Here is a 16,436-nt window from a genome sequence, read left to right as displayed (position 1 = left end):
GGCGGTTGTCGTTTTTTAGAATGGAACAGAAGAACCTCGGTCATACTTCACGCGGCAGCGCCGCGTCCGGGCTTGACGGTCTCCCCCGCCGGCCGCGAAATTTTCAGAGAAAAGGGGCTTTCTCTGCCCGGGTAGATATGTTACAATGAAATCACAGACAGGTCCGCGCGGAAGCGGACCACAGCCAACTGCGGAGGAACTGCCCATGCCCTATGCCATTCTTGCGCTGGTCCTGGTGGCCCTGGACCAGCTGGTCAAATATTTGGTCCTGCAAAATATCCCCCTGGGGGGCCATGTGCCCTTTATCCCCTATCTCCTGGAGCTGACCTATGTGCAGAACACAGGGGCCGCCTTCTCCATCTTCTCCGAGCACACCTGGATGCTGGCCCTGGTGTCGCTGGTCATGTCCGTGGTGCTGGCCCTGGCCCTCTGGAAAAACTTTTTCCGCCATCCCCTGGGCAAGGTGACCCTGACCCTGCTGCTGGCGGGGGCCGTGGGCAACCTCATCGACCGGGTATTCCGGGGCTTTGTGGTGGATATGTTCAACGTGCTGTTTATGAACTTCGCCGTATTCAATGTGGCGGATATCTGCGTGGTGGTGGGCGGCATTGCCGCCGGCGTTTACTACCTGTTCCTGATGGACAAGCTGGAGCCCAAAGCGGAGGGAGAACCCCATGGAAACGCTGACGCTGACCGCTGACCGGGCGGGAGAGCGGGCGGACGCATTTCTGGCCCGGTCGGTCCCCGGCCTGACCCGGTCCGCCGCCCAGCGGCTGCTGGAAGAGGGGGCTGTGACGCTGGAGGGGCGCCCGGTGAAGAAGAACTACAAGACCGCCCCCGGCGACCAGCTGGAGGCGGTGCTGCCCGACCCGGAGCCGGTGGCCATCCTGCCCCAGGATATCCCGCTGGACGTGGTATATGAGGACGGGGACGTCATCGTGGTCAATAAGCCGGTGGGGCTGGTAGTCCACCCCGCCCCCGGCCATCCCGACGGGACCCTGGTCAACGCGTTGTTATATCACTGCGGAAATACACTGTCCGGAATCAATGGAGAACTGCGCCCCGGCATCGTCCACCGTATCGACCGGGATACCTCCGGCCTCATCATCGCCGCCAAGAACGACAGGGCCCACCTGGCTCTGGCCGCCCAGCTCCAGGACCACTCCCTGGCCCGGGTGTATGAGGCGGTGGCGGTGGGCAATCTGCGGGAGGACGCGGGCACCGTGGACGCCCCCATCGGCCGCCACCCGGTGGACCGGAAGAAAATGGCTATCGACCACCGAAACGGCCGCCCGGCGGTGACCCATTGGTCCGTCCTGGGCCGTTACCCCGGCTATACCCATGTGGAGTGCCGGCTGGAGACCGGCCGTACCCACCAGATCCGGGTCCATCTGGCCTCCATTGGCCACCCCCTGCTGGGAGACGTGGTCTACGGCAGCAAGAAGCCCTGGCCCGGCCTGGCCGGACAGTGCCTCCACGCCCGGAGGCTGCGGTTCGTCCACCCTACCACCGGAAAGCTGGTGGAATTGGAGTGCCCGCTGCCCGACTGGTTTGAAAAAGTACTGAAACAGATCGACAAATAAAAAACGGGGCCTCCCCACCGGCGGAGGCCCCATTTTTTGCCCAAAAGGCCGGGGCAAATATGATTTGCTTGAGAAATCTCACCCCATCTGTTAGGATGGAGGCAGAAAAGGAGGGGATTCCATGAACGACATTGCCGTCAACATTAAGAACCTGCGGAAGGAGAAGGGCCTGTCCCAGGAGCAGTTTGCCCAGGCCCTCTATGTGACCCGGCAGACGGTCTCCGCCTGGGGAGCGGGGGCTGTCCCGTCCCGGACTGGAGACGCTGGAGCAGATCGCCCGGACGCTGGAGGTGGAGCCGGAGCGGCTGTTCTATGGCGAGGAAGAGGAGAAGAAGCCCCGGTACCGCCGGGTGTCCTTTTGGCCGGTGCTGGGGGTGGTGCCCGGGTGGTATTTCGGGATCATTTTGCTCGGCATGACCCTTGGAAGGTTCCTTGGCGACGGCGACGACGGGATCCTGATCTTAGGTCAGCTCATGCTGGGGATGCTGATCGTATCCTGCACCTGCCTGATTCTGGACGAGATCCGCAACCGGGACTACTATGAAAAGGCCGAGGCAGAGGAAGAAGAGAAGAAATAAACGGGGGCGCGGCTTGGCCGCGCCCATTTTCTTTACACAAAAAATGGAGCAAGCGATATTACGCTTGCTCCGATGTGGTTGCGGGGACAGGATTTGAACCTGCGACCTCCGGGTTATGAGCCCGACGAGCTACCAACTGCTCTACCCCGCGATATTGGTGCCGGAGACCGGGATCGAACCGGCACGGGATCACTCCCACGGGATTTTAAGTCCCGGGCGTCTGCCAATTCCGCCACTCCGGCATGGGTGGCTTCCGGTCTCGTTTGAATGCTAAAATAGCTTATCACAGTTTTGCTATTATGTCAAGCGAAAAAAACGTCTATTTTTCCCGAATCTTTTTTTACAATGGATGTACGAAATCCGGCACATATCTTGGCTCGTCCGGCATATATTGATATGTAAATCGGCTTTAACCGGCCAGACCTAATTTTCACAGGAGGAACCCCTATGGACGAACTGAATACCACGATTTTGAACCTGCCGCGCCGGCCCGATCCCCGGGATGACGTGGACGATCTGATTTTTCGGGAGGAGAGTTGGCTGGCCAGTGACCGCTAATGGGCCGTCTCCTATGCAGGGGACGGCCTTTTTGTCCCTTTTTTGAGAGAAAGCCAGGTTTTCCTTTACTTTTCTTTCCGGGTCATATATAATAATTGGGCCTAAAATATATGTTTCCCCGGTGGTTCCGGGAGTTTACAGGAAAGAGTGAGGACCCTATGCTCCAATTCGACGAGTATAAAGTCAAACTGAACAATCTGGCCCCCACCCTGGAGGAGCTGGCCCGGGCCCTGGATCTGGAAGGGGCGGAGCGGGAGCTGGATATGCTCCAGGCGGAGTCCGCCGCGGACGGCTTCTGGGACAATCTGGCCAAGGCCCAGAAGGTGCAGCAGCGCATCAAGAACCTCCAGGACAAGGTGGACAGCCAAAATAAGCGGAAGGGCCAGTGGGACGACCTGATGGCCCTGTGCGAGATGGGCAACGAGTTTGAGGACGAGTCCCTGATCCCCGAGCTGGAGGAGGGCTACGCCAAGCTGGAGGCCGATATGGAGACCGCCCGGCTCCAGACCCTGCTCACCGGCGAGTACGACGCCTCCAACGTGATCCTGACCATCCACCCCGGCGCCGGCGGCACCGAGGCCCAGGACTGGGCCCAGATGCTCTACCGGATGTACACCCGGTGGACCGAGCGCCACGGCTTTACCTACCAGATCATGGACTATCAGGAGGGCGACGAGGCGGGCATCAAGTCGGCCACCATTATGATCGAGGGAGAGAACGCCTACGGTTACCTGCGCGGAGAGCACGGCGTCCACCGCCTGGTCCGGGTGTCCCCCTTCGACGCCAACGCCCGGCGGCAGACCTCCTTCGCCTCCGTCGAGGTGATGCCCGACCTGCCCGAGGACGTGGAGATCGAGATCCGTCCCGAGGACATCGAGATGCAGGTCTACCGCGCCAGCGGCGCCGGCGGCCAGCACGTCAACAAGACCTCCTCCGCCGTCCGTCTGATCCATAAGCCCACCGGCGTGGTGGTGGCCAGCCAGCAGGAGCGCTCCCAGTTCCAGAATAAGGACAACTGTATGAAGATGCTCCGGGCCAAGCTGGTGGAGCTGCAGATGCAGGAGAAGGCGGAGAAGATCTCCGACCTGAAGGGCGTCCAGCTGAAGATCGAGTGGGGCAGCCAGATCCGTTCCTACGTCTTCATGCCCTACCAGATGGTAAAGGATAACCGCACTGCCTTCGAGACCAGCAACATAGGCTCTGTGATGGACGGCGACCTGGACGGCTTCATCAATGCCTACCTGACCTGCGAGGCCACGGGCAACTGGGCCACTAAGTAATTTATGTGAAAAGTGAACGACTTCATCAAAAAAGGACGCCGAACGGCGTCCTTTTTTGCGTCTTTATGAGCTTCAGAGCCCCAGAATCCGGGTGGCGATGGCAAAGTAGACGAGCAGGGAGAGGGCGTCCACCACGGTGGTGATGAAGGGGGAGGCCATCACGGCGGGGTCAAAGCCCAGCTTCTTGGCCAGCATGGGCAGGGTGCATCCCACCAGCTTGGCGATGACGATGGTGACCAGGATCGTCATGGCGACCACCAAAGCCACCATCAGGCCCTTGCGGTCGATCACGATCACTTTGATAAACACGACGACGGCAAGGGTCATGGCGCACAGCAGTGCCACCCGAAGCTCTTTCCAGATGACCCGGAACAGGTCGGAAAACTCGATGTCGCCCAAAGACATGGCACGGATCACCGTTACAGAGGCCTGGCCGCCGGAATTGCCGCCGGTGTCCATCAGCATGGGGATGAACAGGGTGAGAGCCGCGTTGGCGGCCAGCGCTTCCTCAAAAAATCCCAGGATGGTCCCGGTAAATGTGGCCGAGATCATCAGCAGCAGCAGCCAGGGGATCCGGTGCTTCCAGGTCTCCACCACGCCGGTCTGGAAATAGGGCTTGTCGGTGGGCAGGATGGCGGCCATCTTTTCGATATCCTCGGTGGCCTCCTCCTCGATAACGTCCATGGCGTCGTCGAAGGTCACGATGCCCACCAGCCGGTCGTCGTTGTCCACCACGGGGATGGCGGACAGGTCGTACTTGGAGAACATCTGAGCCACGTCCTCCTTGTCCTCGTGGGTCTTGACGGACAGGACGTTGGACTCCATGATGTCGCCGATGCGGGTCTCGTAGGGGGACAGGAGCATGGTCTTGACGGTGACTACGCCCAGCAGCACCCGGTTTTTGGTGACGTAGCAGGTGTACACCGTCTCCTTGTCCAGGCCCACTTTTCGGATGCGGGCAAAGGACTCCTCCACCGTGGCGTCGGGGTGGAGGTAGACGAACTCCGTGGTCATGATGGAGCCGGCGGAGTCCTTGGGATAATTGAGCAGCTGGTTGATCTGGTTGCGGGTGGAGGCGTCGGTGTTGCGCAGGATACGGGACACCACGTTGGCGGGCATGTCTTCGATGATATCCACGGTATCGTCCAGGTACAGCTCATCCAGCACCTCACGCAGCTCCTTATCGCTGAGAGCGCCGATCAGCTTTTCCTGGTCCTCGCTGTCCTCCAGGTAGGTAAAGACTTCCGCTGCCATGTCCTTGGGCAGCAGGCGGAAGACAACGGCCTGCTGCTCCGGTTCCAATTCGTCCAGGAACTCGGCCACATCGACCTCGTTCATTTCGGACAGCAGGTCCTTCAAACGGCGGAATTGCTTCCGGGCCACCAGCTCCAAAAGCTGGTCCAAATCGTAGTTTTCGTGCATTGTGACTTCTCCCCTTTCTGTCTTGCTCTGGCTGGAAAGTGGGGCACAAAAAGCCACAGGCGCAAAAGGTATTTTGAAGACGACAAAGAAGAGCAAACTGGACAAAGTTTGCCGACTTCAAAATACTTCTTGCCAGCCTGTGGCCGCGCACAAACGGGGATCGGAGAGGAAGGCGCAAAGCGCCTTGGGCTCTTGTCAGCTCCGGCAGCAGGAGGGAGACCCGGCGAGAGGCCGGTCCGGACCTGCTGCCCATCGTCTGTGGCAGCAAAGCTCAGTGTCCCGGTGACGACTTCGACCGTCCACGCTGGATCCCACTTCCTTTCATAGGTGGTTTAGGCGGCATCCTGGGATGCCGCTGAAATTATATCATTTTATCTACTGGTTTTGCAAGCCGCGCCGAAAGTTTTTCAGCGGGGCGAGGCGCCCTCCAGGGTAAGCAGGGCCCGCTTCAGCTCCAGCCCCCCGGCGTAGCCGGTGAGGGAGCCGTCCGCACCCACCACCCGGTGGCAGGGGATGAGGATGGGGATAGGATTGCGGTTGTTGGCCATCCCCACCGCCCGGAAGCCCCGGGGACAGTCCACCGCCAGCGCGATATCCCGGTAGGACCGGGTCTGTCCGTAAGGGATGGCCCGGAGGGCGTTCCAAACTTTCTTCTGGAAGGGGGTCCCTTTGGGAGACAGGGGCAGTTCAAAGTATTCCCGGTTTCCCGCCAGATAGTCCAGCAGCTGCCGCCGCCCCTCCTCCAGCAGCGGAGTGGGGCGGGACATGAGCCGGGGAGTGGGGACGCCCGGCAGATAGAGCCGGGTGACGGCCTCCTCCTCCTCCCCCAGGCCCATTTGGCCCAGGGGGGTATCAAAGAGATAGAATTCCATCGTGTTACACCACCGTTACCGTGGCAGAAGCGCCCGCGATATTAATATAAGTATGGCCAATCCCCAGCTCAATGGGGCTGGAGCCGTCGGGGGTCGTGAAGGTCATAGGGGACTTGTTGTCCTTTTTGGCCCAACGGATGGGCTGCTGGACCCCGTCGCAGAGGAACAGGCCCTCTCCGGTCCCTGTGGTGCGGACGGTGAGACGGCCCTTGTCGTCCCCCTTGATGTTAGCCACGTCGGTGTACAGCACCAGTACGTTTTTCACTGCCACCTGCTCTCCGGTGTTGCCATCCACATAGGGGGCCCCATACTCCTCTACCTTGTACAGGCCGGTGTCACTGTCATAGGTGAACACGCCGGTCTTGTAGCTGGAAAATTTCACCGAAAGCGTGTTGGCGGCTTCTCCCACGGCCTTTTCCTCCGGCTGCATGAAATGCAGCGGGTCCGCATAGCCCTCCCGGTGGGTCAGGGTGACCCGTTTATAGGTGGGCAGCAGCTCCAGGATCTTGTCCCCGGAGGTGAGGACGGAGTGCTCCAGTCCGGCGTTCTTCCGCCGGGCCTGGTCCCGCCAGAACAGGGTGCCCTCGTAGGGGCCGTTGACGCAGTCCAGGGCGGTGATGCCCCAATTCTGGATGGCGTCATAGGCCTGGGGGCTGCCGCCGGCGTGGAGGTAGATGGCGTCGTGGCCGTAGGCCAGGGAGACGTAGTAGTCCCGGGCGGAGCGGACGGTGCCGATCTCGCCCACGCCCTCCACGCTCTGGAACACTCCCATCATCCGGGTGATGCCCCCCTCGGCGGGCAGCTCATAGATGATATCCGCCTGGGACACCCCCAGCTGGGGCATGGCCTTTTTGTGGTTGTTCAGCATAATGGCGATGGGGCGGTTTTGGCCGATGTCGGTCTCGCAGCCCTCGCCGGTGAGGGGGTTGACATAGGGAAGGGCGGGTTCCGGCTCCGGTTCCGGCTCCGGTTCCGGCTCGGGCTCCACCGGGGCGATGACTGACACGTTGGGTTCGTCGGGCATGGAGCTGTCGGCGCTGGAGGAGGCCGCTCCTTCCGGTTTTCCGCAGGAGTACAGCGGCAGGACCAGGAGCACGGCGAGCAGCAGAGAAAGCAGACGGTTGACCTTCATGGCGGACCCTCCCAATTCCATATTCTTACTGCTATCATACCGTTTTCGACCTGATTCTGTCAACCGAAAGGGACAAATCTCCCGGGTGAAATGGGACCGGGCGCTCCGTTGAAGGGCGGACCGGATGGCAGCGCGGGGACGAAGGGGAAAAAGAGTTGTAAAAAAAGAGGTTTTTTAAAAAAATCGGAAGGAAAATTCCATTTTTTGTGAAAGTTGCTCTTGTACCATAAGGGAGAAGATGCTAAAATATACGGCAGCAGCCCCATGGGTACCTTTCAACTATCTGAAACGGACTATCTATTTAATTTAAGGTGTAAGGAGACGTATGGATATGGCGCTGAAAAATTTCGAACCGATCGTGGAGCGGGCCAAACAGGTTTCTAAGCCCAAACGGGTGGTGATCGCCGGGGCGGACGCGGAAAATATCCTGCTGGGCGCGTTCGAGGCTCAGGACGCGGGCTTTGTCACCCCGGTTCTGGTAGGGGAGGAGAGCAAGGTGGTCCCCATGCTGGAGCGGCTGGGTCTGAAGGACAAGCCTTACCGCCTGGCGGCCACCCAGCCCGGGGAGAACGTGGCCCAGACGGCAGTGGATTTGGTCAAACAGGGGGAAGGGGACATGCTCATGCGCGGCAATACCCAGACCCGGGAATTTCTGCTGCCCCTGCTGGTGCCGGAGAACGGCCTGCGTACCGACAAGCTGCTGACCCACATTGACCTGGTCTGCATGCCCGAGTACCCCAAGGTCATCGCCATCGGAGACGTGACCGTGACCATCGAGCCTAACCTCCAGCAGAAGAAGTTGATCATCGGCAACATGGTGGAGACCCTGAAGGCAGTGGGGTATGAAAAGCCCAACATCGCCCTGCTGTCCATGGTGGAGAAGGTGGCGTTCCATATGAAGGACACCGTCGAGGCCCAGGAGCTGGTGCGGGAGCACGAGCACCGGCCCATTGCCGACTGCAATCTGGTGGGTCCCATTGCTTACGACCTGATCCTGTCCAAGGAAGCCGCCCGGCTGAAGGGCTATGACTGCCCCCTGTGCGGCGAGTTTGACGGCATTATCGTCCCCAGCCTGCTGGCGGGCAACCTGATCGTCAAATGCTGGCAGATGCACGCCCACGCCAAGACCTGCGGCGTGGTCATCGGCGCCAAGGTGCCGGTGGCCCTTACCTCCCGCAGCGACGATAAGGAAGTGGCGTTCCACTCCCTGGCCTTCTGCACGGCCCTCTCGGCGAAAGACTGAATCAAAATTTGACCAAACCCGGCGCCTGACTTTCAGGCGCCGGGTATATTTTATCCCGAAATGAAAGAGAACGCAAAAAAAGATGTAAAACGCGTCAAAAAACATTTGCAAATTTTGAGACCTTGGTGTATAAAATAACCAAGAGAGAATTACACCCGAAAAATACATGCAGGAAAGGACTTCGGAAGTTGTAATTTCGGATGTTTTGATATCTCTCAAAAATCTACATGACAGAAACAGGAAGGTACAGCTATGGACAGATTGAAGGACAAAGTCGTGATCGTCACCGGGTCCACCAGCGGCATCGGTATCGGGATCGCGAAGCTCTGCGCCGCGGAGGCTGCCCAGGTGGTCATTACCGGCCGCAACGTGGAGAGAGGACAGAAGGTAGTCAATGAGATCGAGGCCGCCGGCGGCAAGGCGTGGTTCCACGCTTTTGACCTGACCAGCACCGAATCCATGCACGCGCTGATCGCCGACACCGCCGAGAAATTCGGCCACATCGACGCCCTGGTCAACAACGCCGCGGGCATGGGCCTGAAGGACGGCCGGGTGGACGAACTGACCCTGGAGGAGTTCAACGCCGTGGTCACCACCGATCTGGGCGGTACCTTCAACATGATCAAGGAAGTGCTCCCTTACCTGCTCAAAAATGAGAAGGGCGGCAGCATCGTGAATATCGGCTCCATGGCCAGCGCTGGCGGCGACCTGGGGACTATCGCCTACGCCTGCGCCAAGTCCGGCGTGGATAAGCTGACGGAGTATGTGGCCTGCATGTACGGCCCGAAGAACATTCGCTGCAACTGTGTCCGTCCCGGCCTGATCGTGACGCCGCAGAATGAGGGCCGCATCCCCGACGCCCTCAAGACCATCTTCCTATCCAATATCCTGGGCACCCGCTACGGCGCTCCTGAGGATATCGGTCATCTCTGCGTCTACTTGGTCAGCGATGAGTCTGACTATATGAACGGACAGGTGCTCACCTGTGACGGCGGCCTGAATTCCCACACGCCCACCGTTGCCCAGTTCCGCACCATGGCCGGTCGCACATGGTGATATCCGTGGGCCGGAGAGATCCCAGAGACCCCGGATCGGGGAACTGAATTCAACCTATCAAGACCCGGCGCCGCAGGTCTGCGGCGCCGGGTTCTTTTTTGTAAAAATGAAGGAAAACGATGACTGACATTGCAAACGGTGTTGACAAAGATGCGGGAATATGGTAGGTTCATACATATGTGAAATAAAACGGGTAAATAAAATTCATCAGGTCTCCAAAGACCGTGAAAGGGGTCTTGTCCATACAGCCCAAAAACAGAACATGCAGGCCTGCCTGACGGAGACGGTGGAGCAGCTTGTTTTCCCAGCGCGGACAGAGCAGACACATAAACCGCGGCCCCGGATGGGAAGAAAGAGAGGCCGTGGGGATAAGCCCGGACCGGTCCAAAACCGGAGCCCGGGTGGAACATAACCAGCGAGACTCAAACTGAGACAGCCAAAAGGGCTGTGATTTTGGAAGAGTTCCGGTTCGGAACGGCGCTGCCGGGGCCCGCGGCTATGGGCGGAGCGGCGGCGGGACGCCGGACCGGGATTTTGGATGAGGAGGAACATAAATGAGCCGATTATCCATTGAGACACCGGGGCGGGCACAAACCGTCCTGGGAGGACTCCATCGGGATATGGAGCGGCGGATCAGCGCCAGCTCCCCCGGTCTGTGCCCGGTGGACATGTCTCTGAACTATCTGCGGCTGTGCCACGCCCAGACCTGCGGCAAATGCGTGCCCTGCCGGGTGGGACTGAGCCAGCTGGAGGTCCTGATCGAGCGGGTGCTGGACCGCACCGCCACCTTGGAGACCATTGACCTGATCGAGAGCACCGCCCAGGTCATCGCCGATTCGGCGGACTGCGCCATCGGCTATGAGGCGGCCCATATGGTGCTCAAGGGCGTCCGCGGCTTCCGGGAGGACTATGAGGAGCATGTTCTCCACGGCCGCTGTATCTGCGGCCTGAGCCACCCGGTGCCCTGCGTCTCTGTCTGCCCCGCCCATGTGGACGTGCCCGGCTATGTGGCTCTGGTGCGGGAGGGCCGGTACGATGACGCGGTGAAGCTGATCCGGAAAGACAACCCCTTCCCCTCCGCCTGCGCCTATGTGTGCGAGCACCCCTGCGAGGCCCATTGCCGCCGCCGGATGGTGGACGACGCCGTCAATATCTGCGGCCTGAAGCGGTTCGCCGTGGACCACGCTCAGACGGTGAAGGCGCCCCCCTGCGCCGAGTCCACCGGGAAGACGGTGGCCGTCATCGGTGGCGGCCCCGGCGGTCTGACGGCGGCCTATTACCTGTCCCTCATGGGACATGAGGTGACGGTGTACGAGCAGCGGCCCAAGCTGGGCGGCATGCTGCGGTACGGCATCCCCGACTACCGGCTGCCCCAGGACATCCTGGACCGGGACATCGAGTACATCCTGTCCGTCGGCATCAAGGTCCACACCGGGGTGTCCATCGGAAAGGACTTGGCAATGGAGGACATCCAGAAGAGCTATGACGCGGTGTATATCGCCATCGGCGCCCACAACGACAAGAAGCTGGGCCTGGAGGGCGAGGACTCCGCCAATGTCATCAGCGCCGTGGCCCTGCTCCGGGGCATCGGCGAGGGGAACGTCCCCGACTTCACCGGCAAAAAGGTCTGCGTGGTGGGCGGCGGCAACGTGTCCATGGACGCCACCCGCACGGCCAAGCGTCTGGGCGCCGAGAGCGTCACCTGTGTCTACCGCCGACGGGTGGAGGATATGACCGCCCTGCCCGAAGAGATCGAGGAAGCCATGGCCGAGGGCTGCCAGATCCTGCCCCTTCAGGCTCCCGCCCGCATCGAGGCGGACGAGGAGGGCAAGGTAGCCGCCCTGTGGACCCGGCCCCAGGTCATCGGTCCCTACGGAAAGGACGGCCGGCCTAAGCCCAATAATGCCGACGCCAGGGAGTTCCGCATCCCCTGTGACTATGTGATCGTGGCCATCGGCCAGGCCATCGTGGCCCAGCCCTTTGAGGCCATCGGTGTGACTACCAACCGGGGCGCTATCCAGGCGGACCTGACCAGCTCCGTCCCCGGCGTGGGCAACGTCTTTGCCGGCGGCGACGCGGTGTCCGGCCCGGCCACGGTGATCCGCGCGGTAGCCGGCGGCAAGGTGGCCGCCGCCAATATCGACGCCTATCTGGGCTTCGACCATAAGATCAGCTGCGACGTGGAGGTCCCGCCCGCCCACTTCACCAACACGCCTCCCTGCGGCCGCGTGAATCTGAAGAGCAACTGCACCCCCGATTGCAAGGGCAATTTCTCACTGGTCGTGGACGGCATGAGCCTGGAGGAGGCCCAGCAGGAGTCCAGCCGCTGCCTGCGGTGCGACCACTTCGGCTATGGAAGCTTTAAGGGAGGGAGGAACACGGAATGGTAACCTTGACCATCGACGGCCAGAAGATCCAGGTGCCCGAGGGGACTACCATCCTGGAGGCGGCCAAGGCCGTCAACATTCGGATCCCCCACCTGTGCTATTTGAAGGGAATCAACGAGATCGCCGCCTGCCGCGTGTGCTGCGTGGAGGTGGAGGGTGAGCGGGCCATGGTCACCGCCTGCAACAGCCCGGTGATGGAGGGCATGGTGGTCCACACCAATTCTCCCCGTGCCCGGACCACCCGCCGGACCAACGTAGAGCTGATCCTGTCCCAGCACGACTGCAAGTGCGCCACCTGTGTGCGTAGCGGGAACTGCCAGCTCCAGACCATTGCCAACGACCTGGGTATCCTGGAACTGCCCTACGAGACCCAGCTGCCCCGGGGGCTGCGGGGAGCCTGGACCACCACCTTCCCCCTGTACCACGACTATAACAAGTGCATCAAGTGTATGCGCTGCGTCCAGGTCTGCGACAAGATCCAGTCCCTGAGCATCTGGGACCTGGCCGGAACCGGCAGCCGGACCACCATCGACGTGTCCAACAACCGGGTCATCAAGGACTCCGACTGCGCCCTGTGCGGCCAGTGCATTACCCACTGCCCCGTGGGCGGCCTGCGGGAGCGGGACGACACCGGCCGGGCCTTCGCCGCGCTGGCGGACCCGGACAAGATCACCGTGGTCCAGGTGGCCCCCGCCGTCCGTACCGCATGGGGCGAGGCATTCGGTCTGAAGCGGGAGGAGGCCACCATGGAGCGGATGGCCGGAACCCTGCGACGGCTGGGCTTTGACTACATCTTTGACACCAATTTCAGCGCCGACCTGACCATTATGGAGGAGGGCAACGAGTTCATCCACCGCCTGAAGTCCGGCGGCCTGACCCGCTGGCCCATGTTCACCAGCTGCTGTCCCAGCTGGGTGCGCTTCCTGAAGGGCCAGTACCCCGAGCTGACCAACCAGCTGTCCACCGCCAAGTCCCCCCAGCAGATGTTCGGCAGCGTGGCCAAGAGCTGGCTGGCCAAGAAGCTGGGCGTGGAGCCGGAGAAGATCTTCTGCGTGTCCATCATGCCCTGCGTAGCCAAGAAGGCGGAGTGCGACCTGCCCACCATGCGTACCGAGCACGGACCCGATGTGGACATGGTCCTTACCACCCGTGAGTTCGTACGGATGATCCGGGCCGACAAGCTGGACCCCGCCTGCATCCCTGAGGAGCCCCTGGATGATCCCATGGGGACCCACACCGGCGCCGGCGTCATCTTCGGCGCCACCGGCGGCGTCATGGAGGCGGCCCTGCGCACCGCCGCCTATGTCCTCACCGGCGAGAACCCCGATCCCGAGGCCTTTGCCGAGGTCCGTACCGGGCCCGGCCTGCGGGAAGCCACCTATGAGGTGGCCGGCATCCCCGTGCGCTGCGCCGTGGTCAGCGGTCTGGGTAACGCCCGGAAGCTGGTGGAGCAGCTGAAGGCGGGGAAGGTCCACTATGACTTCGTGGAGGTCATGGCCTGCCCCGGCGGCTGCGTGGGCGGCGGCGGCCAGCCCATCGACATTGAGGACCGGGAGCTGTATGGCGTTCGCGGCGGACGGCTGTATGATCTGGATAAGGCCAATACCATGCGCTTCTCCCATGAGAATCCCCAGGTCCAGGCCCTGTACAAGGAGTTCCTGGGCGCGCCCCTCAGCGAGAAGGCGGAGGAGCTGCTCCACACCAATCACAAGGGCTGGAACATGCCCAACCAGGAGTAAATTTCCGCGTTCTGTATATTATGAAAAAACCTCCGCGGTCCTGTGGGACCGCGGAGGTTTTTTATGGTGATTTTGTTACTCGGCGGAGATCATATAGTAGTAGACAGGCTGTCCGCCGGGCAGCAGGCTGACCTCGGCGTTGGGGCAGGCGGCGGCGAAGATGGCCTCTGCCTTCTGGGCCTGCTCTTCGGTGACGTCCTCGCCGTAGAACAGGGAGATGAACTCCGCGTCCTGGTGGCTCTGGGCGTGGGCCAGACGGTCCAGCAGAGCCTCCAGATCCTGGTCGGTGCCGAAGAGCTGGTGCTCCTCCAAAGCCAGATAGTCGCCCTGCTTGATGGCGAAGCCGCCGAAGTCGGAGTCCCGGGCGGCATAGGTGATCTCGCTGGTGCGGACCCGGCTGAAGGCCTCGGTCATGGCGGAGGTGTTGTCCTCCTCACTGGCGTCGGGGTCGGCGGCCAGCATGGCGGAGATGCCCTGGGGCACCGTCTTGGTCTGGAGGACCACCACCTTCTTGTCCTCGCACAGGGGGACACACTGCTGGGCGGCCATGATGATGTTCTTATTGTTGGGCAGGACATAGACGATCTCCGCCGGGGTGGCGTCGATCTCCTTTAAAATGTCCTCGGTGGAGGGGTTCATGGTCTGACCGCCGCCCACCAGCCCGTCCACGCCCAGGTCGCGGAACACGGCCTCCAGTCCTTCGCCGGCGCAGACGGCCACATAGCCGAATTTCTTCTCGGGAGCGGCCTTCACCGGAGCGGAGGGGGTCCCGGCTTCCAACTCGGCCTCCACCGCCTCCAGATCGTCGGTGCTCTGGGCCTTGCGGCCGGCGGCCAGATCGTCCCGCTGGGTACGCATGTTCTCGATCTTGGCCAGCTCCAGAGTGCCGTACTTCTGGGACTCGTTGAGGGCGTCGCCGGGGGTGTTGGTATGGACATGGACTTTGAAGGCCTCGTCGTCCTCGCCGATGACCAGACTGTCGCCGATGCTGTTCAGATAGGCGCGGAAGGGGTCCAGATTCACCTCGGGGGCGTTTTTCCGCACGATGAACACCGTGTCAAAGGCAAAGGTGATCTCCTCGTCCGCCATTTCGCTGAACTCGGCTTTTTCCTTGGCCTGCTCGGTCTCCTCGCCGCTCTCGGGCATGGGTTCTCCCCGCAGCTCGTCCAGCATGCCCTGGAGGATGACTAGAAAGCCCTTGCCGCCGGCGTCCACCACGCCAGCCTTTTTCAGCACCGGGTTCTGGTTGATGGTGTTGGCCAGGGCAGTCTGACCCTCCTGAATGGCGGCCTCCAGTACGGCCTCCAGATTGTCGTCCTCGCGGGCGGCTCCGGCGGCCCGGGCGGCGGCCAGACGGGAGACGGTGAGGATGGTGCCCTCGGCGGGCTTCATGACCGCCTTATAGGCGGCGGCCACGCCGAAGTCCAGAGCGATGGCCAGATCCCGGCCGTCCATGCTCTCCTTCTCCTTGATGGCCTTGGCAAAGCCCCGGAACAGCAGGGAGAGAATGACGCCGGAGTTGCCACGGGCCCCCCGCAGCAGAGCGGAGGCGGTGCCCTGGGCGGCCTGTCCCACGGTGTCGTAGCGCTTCTTTTTCATTTCGGCGGCGGCAGCCCCAATGGTCAGGGACATGTTGGTGCCGGTGTCGCCGTCGGGAACGGGGAATACGTTCAGATCGTTGATGGGCTGTTTCTGCGCGTTGATGGAGGCGGCGCCGTGAATGACCATTCGCTGAAAAGCCGCCGCGTCGATGTTTCGTACCATAATCGGCAAATTCCTTTCTACGAGTGGTTAAAACCGCATGGAATCCACGCACACATCCACAGAGGCCACCTCGACCCCGGTGGTCTTGCTGACCACATAGCGGACCTCGCTCATGATGGACCGGCAAACGGCCATGAGGTTGACCCCGTTCTCCACGATGATGTGCAGTTCAATGGAGACGGTGCCGTCCTCATTGTAATATACCTTGACGCCCTTGGCCATGGACTCCCGCTTCAGGAGATGGACCAGTCCGTCGGTCTTGGAGCGGACCGCCATGCCCTTGACGCCGTAGCAGTTGGTGGCCGCGCTGCCGGTGACGGCGGTAAACACCTCGCTGCTGATGCAGATCTCACCCAGATCGTTTTGCAGTTTCATGGGTCTGTACCTTCCTTTCGCTGAGGATGGGGAACAATATATCAATACATGCTATATTGTATTCGATTTTGCCCCAAATTACAAGACCCAATTGCCGCGCCTCCCTCCGACCAAAGCCGCGCTCCTTCGCCTGCCCTGTTTCGACGGACCTTTTCCAAAAACTGGAATATAATGGCAGAGACGCAAACAGGACAGGCACTCAGGGGCCGGACACACAGGAGGAGACGGGCGATGACAGCCAGAGAACAACTCAAGCGCAAGCTGCTCCAGCTGCGGCAGCAATCCAGCCGGACGGGACAGATCCGCCTGTCCGCCGCGGCGGTGACTCTTGGGGCGGAAACGGCCATCCATTTCCTGCTGGCGGCCGTGCTGTCCGGGGTGGTGCTGCTGGAGGACTGCGCGCCCTTTGGGGTGGCGCTGGTGGGGGCGGCCGGCTCCGGGCTGTGC

The 16,436-nt window shown here is 61.4% G+C and carries 14 protein-coding genes, 2 tRNA genes and 1 pseudogene; 10 read left to right on the top strand and 7 right to left on the bottom strand.

Translation table 11 applies throughout. From position 1 onward, the window contains the following. Positions 1-205: 205 nt before the first annotated feature. From lspA to I6E39_RS03815, 4 genes and pseudogenes are all read left to right on the top strand, one after another. Positions 206-700: a signal peptidase II gene (gene lspA / locus I6E39_RS03825; protein WP_235380167.1), complete on the top strand. Its 495-nt coding sequence runs from the start codon at positions 206-208 to the stop codon at positions 698-700. Then, positions 675-1,583 carry an RluA family pseudouridine synthase gene (locus tag I6E39_RS03820; protein WP_235380165.1) on the top strand — a complete coding sequence of 303 codons (909 nt, stop codon included), beginning with the start codon at positions 675-677 and terminating at the stop codon, positions 1,581-1,583. Before lspA ends, I6E39_RS03820 begins: the two co-directional genes overlap by 26 nt. Positions 1,584-1,704: 121 nt before the next feature. Next, positions 1,705-1,800, top strand: a pseudogene (locus tag I6E39_RS11205) (helix-turn-helix domain-containing protein); the annotation flags it as partial. A 73-nt stretch (positions 1,801-1,873) separates the two neighbouring features. Continuing rightward, the gene (locus I6E39_RS03815) at positions 1,874-2,161 is read left to right on the top strand and encodes a hypothetical protein (RefSeq protein WP_235380164.1); all 288 of its coding nucleotides are present in this window, start codon (positions 1,874-1,876) and stop codon (positions 2,159-2,161) included. Between the two features lie 75 nt (positions 2,162-2,236). Here I6E39_RS03815 and I6E39_RS03810 read toward each other — a convergent pair. After that, positions 2,237-2,312, bottom strand: a tRNA-Met gene (locus I6E39_RS03810). 4 nt (positions 2,313-2,316) lie between these two features. Beyond that, positions 2,317-2,403, bottom strand: a tRNA-Leu gene (locus I6E39_RS03805). Between the two features lie 474 nt (positions 2,404-2,877). Here I6E39_RS03805 and prfB point away from each other — a divergent pair. Next, the gene (prfB, locus tag I6E39_RS03800; protein ID WP_235380163.1) at positions 2,878-3,999 is read left to right on the top strand and encodes a peptide chain release factor 2; all 1,122 of its coding nucleotides are present in this window, start codon (positions 2,878-2,880) and stop codon (positions 3,997-3,999) included. 72 nt (positions 4,000-4,071) lie between these two features. On the opposite strand, the gene mgtE is transcribed toward prfB, so the two are convergent. From mgtE to I6E39_RS03785, 3 genes are all read right to left on the bottom strand, one after another. Further along, the gene (gene mgtE / locus I6E39_RS03795) at positions 4,072-5,421 is read right to left on the bottom strand and encodes a magnesium transporter (protein WP_235380161.1); all 1,350 of its coding nucleotides are present in this window, start codon (positions 5,419-5,421) and stop codon (positions 4,072-4,074) included. A gap of 407 nt (positions 5,422-5,828) precedes the next feature. Continuing rightward, complete coding sequence (locus tag I6E39_RS03790; RefSeq protein ID WP_235380159.1) at positions 5,829-6,293, bottom strand: methylated-DNA--[protein]-cysteine S-methyltransferase; 465 nt, start codon at positions 6,291-6,293, stop codon at positions 5,829-5,831. Between the two features lie 4 nt (positions 6,294-6,297). Then, positions 6,298-7,425: a DUF3048 domain-containing protein gene (locus I6E39_RS03785; RefSeq protein WP_235380157.1), complete on the bottom strand. Its 1,128-nt coding sequence runs from the start codon at positions 7,423-7,425 to the stop codon at positions 6,298-6,300. Positions 7,426-7,756: 331 nt separating this feature from the next. Here I6E39_RS03785 and I6E39_RS03780 point away from each other — a divergent pair, with 331 nt between their 5' ends. The 4 genes from I6E39_RS03780 to I6E39_RS03765 all read left to right on the top strand — a co-directional run bounded on the left by I6E39_RS03780 (position 7,757) and on the right by I6E39_RS03765 (position 13,850). Continuing rightward, on the top strand, positions 7,757-8,668 hold the full coding sequence (locus I6E39_RS03780) for a phosphate acyltransferase (protein WP_235380155.1): 912 nt from the start codon (positions 7,757-7,759) through the stop codon (positions 8,666-8,668). A gap of 252 nt (positions 8,669-8,920) precedes the next feature. Beyond that, complete coding sequence (locus I6E39_RS03775) at positions 8,921-9,724, top strand: SDR family NAD(P)-dependent oxidoreductase (protein ID WP_235380153.1); 804 nt, start codon at positions 8,921-8,923, stop codon at positions 9,722-9,724. A gap of 554 nt (positions 9,725-10,278) precedes the next feature. Further along, positions 10,279-12,114, top strand: coding sequence for an NAD(P)-binding protein (locus I6E39_RS03770; protein WP_235380151.1), 1,836 nt, complete (start codon positions 10,279-10,281; stop codon positions 12,112-12,114). Then, positions 12,108-13,850: a [FeFe] hydrogenase, group A gene (locus I6E39_RS03765; RefSeq protein ID WP_235380149.1), complete on the top strand. Its 1,743-nt coding sequence runs from the start codon at positions 12,108-12,110 to the stop codon at positions 13,848-13,850. Before I6E39_RS03770 ends, I6E39_RS03765 begins: the two co-directional genes overlap by 7 nt. 75 nt (positions 13,851-13,925) lie before the next feature. On the opposite strand, the gene I6E39_RS03760 is transcribed toward I6E39_RS03765, so the two are convergent. Both I6E39_RS03760 and I6E39_RS03755 read right to left on the bottom strand, forming a co-directional pair. After that, positions 13,926-15,614 (bottom strand): DAK2 domain-containing protein, encoded by a 1,689-nt coding sequence (locus tag I6E39_RS03760; RefSeq protein WP_235380147.1) that lies wholly within the window; start codon positions 15,612-15,614, stop codon positions 13,926-13,928. A gap of 27 nt (positions 15,615-15,641) precedes the next feature. Continuing rightward, complete coding sequence (locus tag I6E39_RS03755; RefSeq protein ID WP_235380145.1) at positions 15,642-15,989, bottom strand: Asp23/Gls24 family envelope stress response protein; 348 nt, start codon at positions 15,987-15,989, stop codon at positions 15,642-15,644. 231 nt (positions 15,990-16,220) lie between these two features. Between I6E39_RS03755 and I6E39_RS03750 the strand changes: the two genes are divergently transcribed. Next, on the top strand, positions 16,221-16,436 hold a 216-nt coding region (locus I6E39_RS03750; RefSeq protein ID WP_235380143.1), incomplete at its 3' end, for a hypothetical protein.

The sequence above is a fragment of the Pseudoflavonifractor phocaeensis genome (genome assembly GCF_021531375.1).
Classification (GTDB): Bacteria; Bacillota; Clostridia; order Oscillospirales; family Oscillospiraceae; genus Lawsonibacter; species Lawsonibacter phocaeensis_B.
This window is presented reverse-complemented; position numbering and strand designations above follow the sequence as displayed.